Raw genomic sequence first — 11302 nt, 5'->3', positions numbered from 1 at the left:
CGGGCCGATTATTTTGTAACGGCGGCGCGGCGGCACCTCAGGCCGGCAGCAGGTGGCGTTCGTCGCGCCAGAAGCGTGCCCGCGTCTCGGTGCGGATGTGGAGCGTGGCGCTGACGGTGTCGAGCACCATGCCGACGTCGGCCACCGGGAACGAGCCCGACACGCGCAGGGCGGCCACGGCCGGGTCGCAGACGAGGGTCTGGTCGGTGTAGCGCGCCAGCTCCGCCACGAAGGCATCGAGGCGCATGCCGCGCGCCACGATGAAGCCATCTTTCCAGGCGACGCTGGTCTCGTCGGTGGGGCCGTCGTCGTTGATGGCGCGCGCGTTGTAGCAGGCCCGGTGGCCCGCATGCAGCACGCGCGTCTCATCGTTGTTGAGACGGGCCCGCACCTGCACGGCGCCGGCGAACACATTGACCTCGGTGCCTTCGTCGTGGCGACGCACGGCGTATTCGGTGCCGAGCGCGCGCGCGGTGCCGTGCTCGGTCTCCACCAGGAACGGCCGCGACGCGGCCTCGGTGTCGCGCGCGGTGACGATGAGGATTTCGCCCGCGATCAGGGCCACGCGGCGCGTCCGGGCGTCGAAGCGCACGTCGATCGCGCTGCCGGTATTGAGCGTGACCTGCGTGCCGTCGGCCAACACGACGCGCCGGCGTTCGCCCGCCACCGTGCGGAAGTCGGCGGCCCAGCGGCGCCACGGCACGCTCGGCTCCAGTTGCCATGCCGCGCCGCCGGCGATCGCCATGACGGCCAGCGCCTTGAGCGCGCGGCGGCGATCCGGCGCACGCGGCGCGCCGTTACGGGGGGCGGCGAGCGCCGCTTGCGCCAGGCCGGCGGGCCCCGGGCCGGAGAGCGGCTGCAGGCGGCGCTGTACGGATTCGATGCGCTGCCACGCGCGTTCGTGATCGGGATGCGCGGCGCGCCAGCTCTGCCAGCCTTGCAGCAGCGCCGGACAGGCCGGGGCGTCCTGCAGGTCGACGAGCCATTCGAGCGCGCGTTGCGCGACCTCGGGCGAGAGCTCGCCGACATCGGGCGTGGCGCGGTACCAGGGCGAAGCGGACATGGCGCGCTCAGCCCGTGAAGCTCAGGTCGGCGAAATAGCAGCGCTGCAGTGCGCGCGCGATGTAGCGTTTCACCGTGGGGATGGAGACCTCCAGCGCCTGCGCGATCTGCGCGTGCGTCTGGCCCTCGAGCTGCGACATCAGGAAGGCGCGGCGGCTCGGTTCGGGCAGGCCGTCGAGCAGGCGGTCGAGCTCGTGCAGCGTTTCGAGGATCAGCGCGCGCTCTTCGGGCGAGCGGGCGAGTTCCTGGGGCGCCTGAGCCAGCGCGTCGAGATAGCTGCGTTCGAGCTTTTCGCGGCGCCAGTGATTGGACAGCAGGCGTTGCGCCACGGTCGTGAGAAACGCGCGGGGCTCGTCGAGCCGCGGCGGCACCCGGTCGCTCGACAGCAGGCGGATGAAGGTGTCCTGCGCGAGGTCGGCGGCCTGCTCGGCATTGCCCAGCCGGCGCTGCAGCCAGGACCGCAGCCAGGAATGATGGCTGCAGTACAGCGATTCGACGGTCGGTGAGGCGAGGCTGTGGGGCGTAGTCAAGGTCGAACCTTCAGATCGAGCGACTACCTCCTCACGGATCGGCGCCGAACAACCGCAGAATACTGAAATGGAAATGGTTATTATTTTGAGTGCCGCTGCGTCTGTCAATGCGACAGGCCGCCGATGCACCGACGTGGTGCAAATTCCCCTGCAAGGTGTTGGTAAACCGCCGCGCCCGCCATTCGTGGCCGACACTTTGCCGCAACCGGGCCGCACCTGGCCGGCCCCACCTGGCCGGCCGCGCCTGGCCGGCCGCGCCTGGCCGGCCGCGCCTCACCGGCCGCGCCTCACCGGCCGCGCCTCACCAGTCCATCTCCTGCCGAACAGTTCGCCGCGTGCGCGGGTTGGCCCGCGGGGGCGAGGACGCTATGCTCGGTATCTGTCACCAAGCTGAACGTTTGTCCGGCCGCACCCCGGTGCCGGCCGCCATGGAGGCTATTTCCCATCGCCCGCTTGCGGACCGTCCGCAACGCATCCCCATCTTCCGGTCGCAGGACCGTCATCTTTCAGGAGTCAGGCCCATGTTGAGTTTCCGTAAAACCGTCGCTGCCGCGGTGTGCACGATCGCGCTGGGCGCCTGCGCCTCGGCGCAGACCCCGCCCGCCGGGGGCGCGGCCTACGAGCCCACCGTGGGGCAGTCGGGCAAGGACGTGATCTGGGTGCCGACCAATCAGCATCTGGTCGACAGCATGCTGGGGCTCGCGAAAATCAAGCCCGAGGACTATCTGGTGGATCTGGGCTCTGGCGATGGCCGTACCGTGATCACCGCGGCCAAGCGCGGCACGCGGGCGCACGGCATCGAGTTCAACGGCGATCTGGTCGAGGTGTCCAAGCGCGCCGCGCAGCGCGAGGGCGTGGCCGAGACGGCGACCTTCGAACAGGCCGACATCTTCAAGACCGATTTCACCAAGGCGTCGGTCGTGACGCTGTTCCTGCTGTCCGACCTCAACCTGCGCCTGCGGCCGACGCTGCTGGACATGAAGCCGGGCACGCGCGTGGTGTCCAACTCGTTCACGATGGACGACTGGGAGCCCGATGATTCGGCGCGCGTTTCCGAAGGCTGCAACAGCTTCTGCAATGCATTCCTGTGGATCGTGCCGGCCAAGGTCGAGGGCAACTGGACGCTGGGCGGCAAGCCGCTGGCGCTCGAGCAGAAGTTCCAGAAGTTCACGGGCAAGCTGGGCCAGGGCGACAACGCACTCGCGCTCAGCAACACGCGTCTCGATGGCGCCAATATCGAGTTCAGCGTCGGCAGCGAACGCTACACCGGCCAGGTCAACGGCAAGACGATGGCGGGCACCACGTCGAGCGGCGCCGCCTGGCAGGCCGCGCGTATGTAAAGCGTTGCGCGGGCGTGCGCACGCCCGCGCCGGCTACACCTCCGCCCACATGCGCAGCAGGTTGTGATAGCAGCCGGTCAGCTTCACGAGCGGTTCGTTCGGGGCCTGTTGCTGTGTCAGCTGCTGGATCGCCACATCAAGGTCGAGCAGCAGATTGCGCTGCGCATCGCCGCGCACGAGGCTCTGGATCCAGAAGAACGATGAGATCCGTTCGCCCCGTGTGACGGGCTCCACGCGGTGCACGCTCGAGCCTGGGTACAGCACCATGTGGCCGGCGGGCAGCTTCACGCGATGCTCGCCATAGGTATCCTGCACCACCAGCTCGCCGCCGTCGTAGGTGTCGGGCTCGGCCAGAAACAGCGTGGCCGAGAGGTCGGTGCGCACGCGTTCACGGCTGGCGCGCACGCCGCGCACCGCATTGTCCACATGCGCGCCGAAGGCCTCGCCGCCCGCGTAACGGTTGAACAGCGGCGGATAGATCCTGGCCGGCAGCGACGCCGCCATGAACACCGCGTTCTGCGCCAGGCGGTCGATGATGTGCTGGCCGATACGGGCCGCCAGCGGATCCTCGGCGGCCAGTTGACGGTTGTGTTTGACCCGGGCCGATTGCTGGCCGGCGGTCTGCCTGCCATCTACCCAGTCGGCGGCTAGCAGTTCGTCGCACAGCATGCGCGCTTCGGCCGGCGAGAACACGGCGGGGATGGTGACCATCATGATGGCGCCTAGAAGTGCAGGTCGGCCGAGAGCGTGACCGTGCGGCCCGCCCCGGGCACGCCGTAGAGCTGGAAGCCGTCGAGCGAGGCCCCCACGCGGCTGTAGTAGAACGTGTTGAACAGGTTATCCACGTTCAGGCCGAGCGTGAGCGTGTCGTCGACGCGATAGCGCGCGGCCACGGAGTGCAGCCAGTACGAGGGCGCCTTTTCGCCGTCCTTGATGTAGACGGGATGACGACCGAGCGCGCCGTTGACGGTGCTGCTGTTGTTGTTCAGGCCGCCCACGTACTTGTTGTCGCTGTAGCGGCGCTTGCCCATGTATTGCACGCCGTAGCTCAGCGCGAGCTTGTCGGTGGCGGCGTAGGTGGTCCAGAGGTTGAACGTGGCGTCGGGAACGTTCTTCGCTTCGGCGCCCTTGTTCTCGCCCTTGGTGATGCGGCTCTTCATCAGTGCCACGCCCGCGAAGGCGGACCAGCGCGGCGTGATCTGCCCGGCCAGGCCCAGCTCCAGGCCGTGCACGGCCTTGGCCGGCAGCGAACGCACCACCGTCGCGTCATCGCCGTAGTCCCACGAATCCGTCAGCTCGGTGCGAAACACCGCACCCGTGACCGACATGGATTCACCGAACAGGTCCCACTTGGTGCCGGCCTCCCAGGTGCGCGACACGGCGGGCTTGAAGCGCTCGCTGCTGGTGTTGCCGTAGATGATGTTGTTGGACGATGCGCCCACGGCGGAGGGCTGCGCGGCCTGGCTGTAGCTCACGTAGATACTGCCGTTGTCCATCGGCTTGTAGTTCAGGCCGACGCGGCCGCTCCACGCGCCATCCGTGCTGCGCTCGGTCGTGTGCGCGCCGGCGGTGCCGTTGACCTGCTTCACGTGATAGCGGTCGTAGCGCAGCGCGCCCATCAGCTTCCAGGCAGGGTTGAGCGTGGCGGTGTCGGCCAGATACAGGCCCGTGTTCTGGATCTCGGCGTAGTTGCCCGCCGCGCCCTTCACGCCGTCGACGCCGCCCAGGTCGGTGCCGTGCTGCTCGCGCAGATCGATCAACGGATTGATCGAGGGCACCCGCACGCCGCGCTTGAGATCGCCATAGCGTTCGCGGTAGAACTCCACGCCGGCCACGAGATCGTGGTGCACGCCCGCCGTGTCGGCGGTGAACGCGAGGTTGGTCTGGTTGGCGAGGATCGTGTAGCGCTTGGACAAGCCGAAATCGTTGCCGCGCAGCCGCGCCGTGGTCGAATCGCCGTTGGCGATGGCGGTATAGCCGCTGTACGAGGGCACGCCCGAGGCGTTCGTGAGCGGGCCCACGCCCGCATAGCCATACGAATTGCCGGCCGCATCGTTGAAGCGCGCGGGCGACAGCACGGTGAGGCGGTCGGTGCGCTCGTAGCGCGTGATGTTCGAGATGCGGATGTCGTCCGACAGATCGTGCTCGAGCTTGAGCGTGGCCACGTCGGTGCGCGTGTCGTCGCGGTAGAGGTCCGGGTCGCCGTACCAGGCATTGCGCGCCACGCCCGGCATGCGTTTGCCGTGGGTGCCGCGCAGGATGGGCACGCCGCCATCGGGCGTATTGCGGTCCTCCTGGTGCAGGTAGTCGACGGTGATGCGGGTGGGCGTGCCCAGCCCGAGCGCGAGCGAGCCGGCCAGGCCCCAGCGCTCGTTGTCGGTCACGGCGCGTTCCGACACGTTGTTGCCGTGGCGCATGAGGTTGACGCGCAGGGCGCTCGAATCGCCGAGTTGCTCGTTGATGTCGGCCGTCACGCGGCGGTACTCGTCGGTGCCCAGCGTGGCCGAGACATCGCGGAAACTGCCGAGGCGGGCCTCCTTGCTGACCAGATTCACGGCGCCGCCGACGGCCGAGACGCCGGACTCCAGGCTGCCCGTGCCTTTGAACACCTCGACGCGTTCCAGGTTGAAGGTATCGCTGCGGCTGGCCAGGCCCGCGTCGCGGATGCCATCGACCATGATGCTCTGCTCGGCGGAGAATCCGCGAATCGTGAACATGTCGCCCCAGCCGAGATTGCCTTCACCCGAGGTGAAGGTGATGCCCGGCACATTGCGCAGCACATCCTGCAGGCTCTGCGCGCGCTGTTCTTCGATGACTTCGCGCGGCACCACGGTGATGCTCTGCGGCGTGTCCAGCAACGGCTGCGTGAACTTGCCGGAGCTCAGGCGCTCGGCCTGATAGCCCGGCGCTTCGCCCTGCACCTGCACCGGCGCCAGCGTGGTGGCCCCGGCATCGGTGGATTGCGCCTGTGCCGTCGACGCGAACGCCAGACCCAGCGCCGCCTGCAGCGCGGTCGCGCGCATGTGTCGCGCGGTGCGCCGCGCCTGTGTCGATTCCGCCATCTTTCCCGTCCCTGTAATGAAAATGCGTCTTGTTGGCGGCGCAGTGTAGGGAGGGCTTTGTCAACGCTGCGTTAAGACGCGAGCGGCAGGGGCGGACAGGGGCCTGCACGGACGGGGAGGGGGCGGGAACCCGCAGAGGCGATCGTGCAGCCGCCGCCCGAGGCCCATGCGCCGAGCCGGGCGCACCGCCCGAGCGTGTCAGCGCGCGCGGGCGCCTTCGATGAACATGCTCTCGAGCACGTGGGCCAGGCCCGAGCGGGCGATGCGGCCGCGGCGCTCGGCGTCGATCAGGCCACAGTGCAGCGACACCCACATTTCGGTCAGCGCGGCCGCCGTGACGTCGACGCGGAAAACCCCCGCCTGCTGGCCGCGCAGAAAGAAGCGATCGAGGGCGGAAGACCAGCGCGACTCCGCCTGCAGCTGCATTTCCATCGGCGAGTCGGGCTTCCAGTAGTACATCAGGAAGGCGTTGATCTCGCGGTGCTCGAAGCTGATCTGGGCCAGACGGCGCAGCGCATCGGCGGGCGGCGAGTCGTCGAGGCCGGCTTCATCGATGGCCTGGCTGAAGATCTCGATGCCGTGCGCCATCAGGCGCTCGATCAGCTCCTCTCGCGTATGACAGAAGCGATACAGCGTGGCCTTGCTCACCCCCACGGCGCGCGCGAGCTCCTGCAGGCTGGCGCGCGGGCGCTCCACCAGGGCGATGGCCAGGGCGGCGAGGAACTTGGGGTCTTCCGTTTGAGTGGGATGGGCCATGGGCGGGCGGAGGCGCGTAGCGAGGGTGGCGGAACCGGGGCCGAATCGCCGCGGAATCGTCTCACCCAGGGGCGGGGTTGTCTCTTTGCTCACAGTATACCGGTTTGGTCAAGAATAACCCCAAATGAATCTAAGTGGATTCATTTTAAGCTTTTCTATAACATAAGCGACCTCTAAGGGTTAATCTGGATAAAAATCATGAAGGTGCATCGACTTGGATCGAAGCCGGCCGGCCGGCTGGTGCTGGCGGCCCTGGTGCTGGCGCTGGCGGCGTGCGGCCAGGAAGGCGGTCCGCCGCAGGAGGCCCAGGCGCCTCGCGTTCAGACCGTTACGGTCCAGCCGCAGTCGTTCACCCTGGCCAGCGAACTGCCCGGCCGCATCGAGCCGGTGCGGGTGGCGGAAGTCCGGGCCCGCGTCGCGGGCATCGTGCTCAAGCGCAATTTCGAAGAAGGCGCCGATGTGAAGGCGGGCCAGGTGCTGTTCCAGATCGACCCGGCTCCGTTCAAGGCCGCGCTGTCGCGCGCGCAGGGCGAGCTGGCCCAGGCCGAAGCTACGCTGTTCGACGCCCAGGCCGTCGTGCGCCGCAATGAGCCGCTCGTGAAGATCGAGGCCGTGAGCCGTCAGGAGTTCGATGCGGCGGTGGCGCGCTACAAGAGCGCGCAGGCCGCCCGCCAATCCGCGCGTGCCGGCGTCGAAACCGCGCAGCTCAACCTCGACTACGCCACGGTGACCGCGCCGATCTCGGGTCGCATCGGGCGCGCGCTCGTGACCGAAGGCGCGCTGGTCGGTCAGAACGAAGCCACGCCGATGGCGACGATTCAACAGCTCGACCCCGTCTACGCCGACTTCAAGCAACCCATCGCCGAGGTGTTGCGCATGCGCGAGGCGCTGGCCGAGGGCCGCCTGGCACAGGACAAGGACAAGGGCGCGCGGATTTCGATCACGATCGACGGCACCGACAAGACGCGCGACGGCCACCTGTTGTTCTCCGACATTACGGTCGACCGGGGCACGGGGCAGGTGTCGCTGCGCGGCCAGTTCGACAACGCCGACGGCATGCTGATGCCGGGCATGTACGTACGCGTGCACACCCAGCAGGGCACCGATCCCCAGGCGATCCTCGTGCCGCAGCGCGCCGTGCAACGCGCTCCCGATGGCAAGGCGCAGGTCATGGTGGTCGATGGCGAGGGCGCGGCGCAGGCCCGCGAAGTCGTCACCGGCACGATGCGCGGCGCCGACTGGCACATCGTGCAGGGCCTGAAGGCCGGTGAGCAGGTCATCGTGGGTGGCAACGCCCAGCCCGGCCAGAAGGTCGAAGTGGCCGCGCCCGCCGCCGGCGGCGACGCACCCAAGCAAGCCGCCACCGCCGCGCCGCGCGGCTGAACACGGCCCGCGCCGCTGCCCATCGAGGTTCAGACATGCCAAAGTTTTTTATCGATCGCCCCAATTTCGCGTGGGTGATCGCCATCTTCATCACGCTGGCCGGCCTGCTCGCCATGAAGGCGCTGCCGGTCTCGCAATTCCCGGTGGTCGCGCCGCCGCAGATCTCCATCATGGCCACGTACCCGGGCGCCTCGGCATCCACCGTGGTCGACTCCGTCACGAGCGTCATCGAGGAAGAGCTCAACGGCGCGAAAGACCTGCTGTACTACGAGTCGTCGAGCAGCTCTTCGGGCAGCGGCGAGATCACCGTCACGTTCAAGCCCGGCACCGATCCGGCGTTGGCGCAGGTCGACGTGCAGAACCGCATCAAGAAGGCGGAGGCACGCCTGCCCGCCGCGGTGACGCAGCAGGGCCTGCAGGTCGAGGAGGCCAACGCCGGCTTTCTGCTGATCTACACGCTCACCTACAAGGACGGCGCCGAAAACAAGGACGTGGTGCAGCTGGCCGACTATGCCGCGCGCAACATCAATAACGAGCTGCGCCGCGTCGAAGGCGTGGGCCGCCTGCAGTTCTTCGCGGCCGAGGCCGCGATGCGCGTGTGGGTGGATCCGCAGAAGCTGCTGGGTTACGGCCTGTCGATCGCCGATGTGAACGCGGCGATCGCCGCGCAGAACGTCCAGGTGCCGGCCGGCAGTTTCGGCAGCCGCCCCGGCTCTCCGGACCAGGAGCTGAGCGCCACCATCGCCGTCAAGGGCATGCTCGACACCCCCGAAGAATTCGGCCGGATCGTGCTGCGTGCCAATCCGGACGGCTCGTCGGTGCGACTGTCCGACGTGGCGCGCATGGAAATCGGCCGCCAGGACTACAACTTCGACATGCTGGCCGGGGGCGCCAAGGCCGTGGGCGGCGCGGTGCAGCTCGCGTCGGGCGCCAACGCGCTGCAGACCGCGGAGGCCGTCAAGGCGCGCCTGCAGGAATTGTCCGCCGGCTTCCCAGCCGATATCGAATACCAGGTGCCGTACGACACGTCGCGCTTCGTGCAGGTGGCCATCGAGAAGGTGGTGCACACGCTGATCGAAGCCGTGGTGCTGGTGTTCCTGGTGATGTTCCTGTTCCTGCAGAATTTCCGCTACACCCTGATTCCGACGATCGTGGTGCCGGTGTGCCTGGCGGGCACCCTGGGCGTGATGTACGGGCTCGGCTTCTCTGTGAACATGATGACCATGTTCGGCATGGTGCTGGCCATTGGCATTCTGGTCGACGATGCGATCGTGGTGGTGGAGAACGTCGAGCGCATCATGGCCGAAGAGGGCCTGAGTCCGCGCGACGCCACCATCAAGGCCATGCAGCAGGTGTCGGGCGCGATCGTGGGCATCACGCTGGTGCTCTCGGCGGTGTTCTTCCCGCTCGCTTTCATGAGCGGATCCGTGGGCGTGATTTATCGCCAGTTCTCGCTGTCGCTGGCGGTGTCGATCCTGTTCTCCGGGTTCCTGGCGCTGACGCTGACGCCGGCACTGTGCGCGACGCTGCTCAAGCCCATCCCCAAGGGTCATCACGACGAGAAGAAGGGCTTCTTCGGCTGGTTCAACCGCAAGTTCGGCGCCCTCACGGGCAAGTTCGAGTGGCTCAGCGCACGGCTCTCGCGCCGCGCCGGCCGCTACATGGTGATCTACGCGGTGATCGTCGCGATCCTGGGCTTCATGTACACGCGCCTGCCCGAAGCCTTCGTGCCCACCGAAGATCAGGGCTACTACATCGTCGACGTGCAACTGCCGCCGGGCGCGACGTACCAGCGCACCGAGAAGGTGGTGCGCGAGCTCGACGAGTATCTGCTCAAGCGCGATGCGACGCAGCAGACGGTGATGGTGCTGGGCTTCAGCTTCTCGGGCACGGGTCAGAACGCCGCGCTGGGTTTCCCGACGCTGCACGACTGGTCCGACCGCGAGGGCTCGGCCTCGGATGACGTGGCGGCCTTCAACGCCCACTTCGCCAGCCTGGAGGACGGCCGCGTGATGGCCGTGGATCCGCCGCCGATCGAAGGCCTGGGCAATGCCGGGGGTTTTGCGCTGCGCCTGCAGGACCGGGGTGGTCTCGGCCGCGAAGCCCTGGTGGCTGCCCGCAACGAGCTGCTGGCCAAGGCCAATGCGTCGCCGGTGCTGCTCTACGCCATGACGGAAGGGCTCGAAGACGCGCCGCAGCTGCGCCTGGACATCGACCGCGACAAGGCCGAGGCCTTCGGCATCAGCTTCGACATCATCAACACCGCGATCTCGAGCGCGTATGGCTCGGCCACCGTCAACGACTTCGCCAACGCCGGCCGTCTGCAACGCGTGGTGGTGCAGGCCGACGTGGCCGACCGCATGACGCCCGAACGCCTGCTCGAGCTCAACGTGCCCAACAGCCGGGGCGAGCAGGTGCCGCTGAGCGCGTTCACCAAGATCGACTGGGAAATCGGCCCGGTGCAGATCGCCCGCTATAACGGCTATCCGGCGTTCCGCATCGCAGGCGACGCCGCGCCGGGTTACAGCAGCGGCGAGGCCATGGCCGAAATCGAGCGCATCGTGGCCGAGTTGCCCGAGGGCATCGGCTACGAATGGACCGGCCTGTCGTTCCAGGAGCGTCTGGCGGGCTCGCAGGCGCCGATGCTGATCGGTCTGGCGTTCCTGGTGGTGTTCCTCGTGCTCGTGGCCCTGTACGAAAGCTGGGCCGTGCCGGCCGCGGTGATGCTGATCGTGCCGATCGGCGCCATCGGCGCGGTGCTGGCCGTGATGGCGTTCGGCATGCCGAACGACGTGTACTTCAAGGTCGGCCTCATCACCATCATCGGTCTGTCGGCCAAGAACGCGATCCTGATCGTGGAGTTCGCCAAGAACGAGGTGGAGCAGGGCAAGTCGGTATTCGACGCCGCCATCCATGCCGCGCGCCTGCGCTTCCGGCCCATCGTGATGACCTCGCTCGCCTTCATCCTGGGCGTGGTGCCGCTGGCCATCGCGTCGGGCGCGGGGGGCGCGAGTCAGCGCGCGATCGGCACCGGCGTGATCGGCGGCATGCTGACCGCGACCACGCTGGGTGTGCTGTTCGTGCCGATCTTCTTTGTCTGGGTGCTGTCGTTCGCGCGGCGCCGCAAGGAACGCGCCGCCACCGCCCCGCGCGCAATCGAGGAATGACC

At 68.0% G+C, this 11302-nt stretch carries 8 protein-coding genes; 3 read left to right on the top strand and 5 right to left on the bottom strand.

The window, feature by feature from the left end; all coding sequences use genetic code 11:
- Positions 1-37: 37 nt before the first annotated feature.
- Both CAL25_RS22445 and CAL25_RS22440 read right to left on the bottom strand, forming a co-directional pair.
- Positions 38-1063: a FecR domain-containing protein gene (locus CAL25_RS22445; RefSeq protein ID WP_094804198.1), complete on the bottom strand. Its 1026-nt coding sequence runs from the start codon at positions 1061-1063 to the stop codon at positions 38-40.
- Positions 1064-1070: 7 nt separating this feature from the next.
- The gene (locus CAL25_RS22440) at positions 1071-1592 is read right to left on the bottom strand and encodes a sigma-70 family RNA polymerase sigma factor (RefSeq protein WP_094804196.1); all 522 of its coding nucleotides are present in this window, start codon (positions 1590-1592) and stop codon (positions 1071-1073) included.
- A gap of 521 nt (positions 1593-2113) precedes the next feature.
- On the opposite strand from CAL25_RS22440, the gene CAL25_RS22435 reads away from it, so the two are divergent.
- On the top strand, positions 2114-2932 hold the full coding sequence (locus CAL25_RS22435) for an SAM-dependent methyltransferase (RefSeq protein ID WP_094804194.1): 819 nt from the start codon (positions 2114-2116) through the stop codon (positions 2930-2932).
- A gap of 33 nt (positions 2933-2965) precedes the next feature.
- On the opposite strand, the gene CAL25_RS22430 is transcribed toward CAL25_RS22435, so the two are convergent.
- The 3 genes from CAL25_RS22430 to CAL25_RS22420 form a co-directional block, all read right to left on the bottom strand.
- The gene (locus CAL25_RS22430) at positions 2966-3646 is read right to left on the bottom strand and encodes a Fe2+-dependent dioxygenase (protein WP_094804192.1); all 681 of its coding nucleotides are present in this window, start codon (positions 3644-3646) and stop codon (positions 2966-2968) included.
- Between the two features lie 8 nt (positions 3647-3654).
- The gene (locus CAL25_RS22425; RefSeq protein ID WP_094804190.1) at positions 3655-5955 is read right to left on the bottom strand and encodes a TonB-dependent receptor; all 2301 of its coding nucleotides are present in this window, start codon (positions 5953-5955) and stop codon (positions 3655-3657) included.
- A gap of 237 nt (positions 5956-6192) precedes the next feature.
- Positions 6193-6750 carry a TetR/AcrR family transcriptional regulator gene (locus CAL25_RS22420; protein ID WP_094804188.1) on the bottom strand — a complete coding sequence of 186 codons (558 nt, stop codon included), beginning with the start codon at positions 6748-6750 and terminating at the stop codon, positions 6193-6195.
- A gap of 198 nt (positions 6751-6948) precedes the next feature.
- Here CAL25_RS22420 and CAL25_RS22415 point away from each other — a divergent pair, with 198 nt between their 5' ends.
- Together CAL25_RS22415 and CAL25_RS22410 are read left to right on the top strand one after the other, a co-directional pair.
- Entirely contained in the window at positions 6949-8133 is a 1185-nt protein-coding gene (locus CAL25_RS22415) for an efflux RND transporter periplasmic adaptor subunit (RefSeq protein ID WP_094804186.1), read from the top strand.
- 35 nt (positions 8134-8168) lie between these two features.
- On the top strand, positions 8169-11300 hold the full coding sequence (locus CAL25_RS22410) for an efflux RND transporter permease subunit (RefSeq protein WP_094804184.1): 3132 nt from the start codon (positions 8169-8171) through the stop codon (positions 11298-11300).
- Positions 11301-11302: the final 2 nt, after the last annotated feature.

This window comes from Bordetella genomosp. 5, from assembly GCF_002261315.1.
Taxonomy (GTDB): domain Bacteria; phylum Pseudomonadota; class Gammaproteobacteria; order Burkholderiales; family Burkholderiaceae_B; genus Bordetella.
Note: the sequence above shows the minus strand (reverse complement) of the source record. Positions and strands in the feature narration are given on the sequence as shown.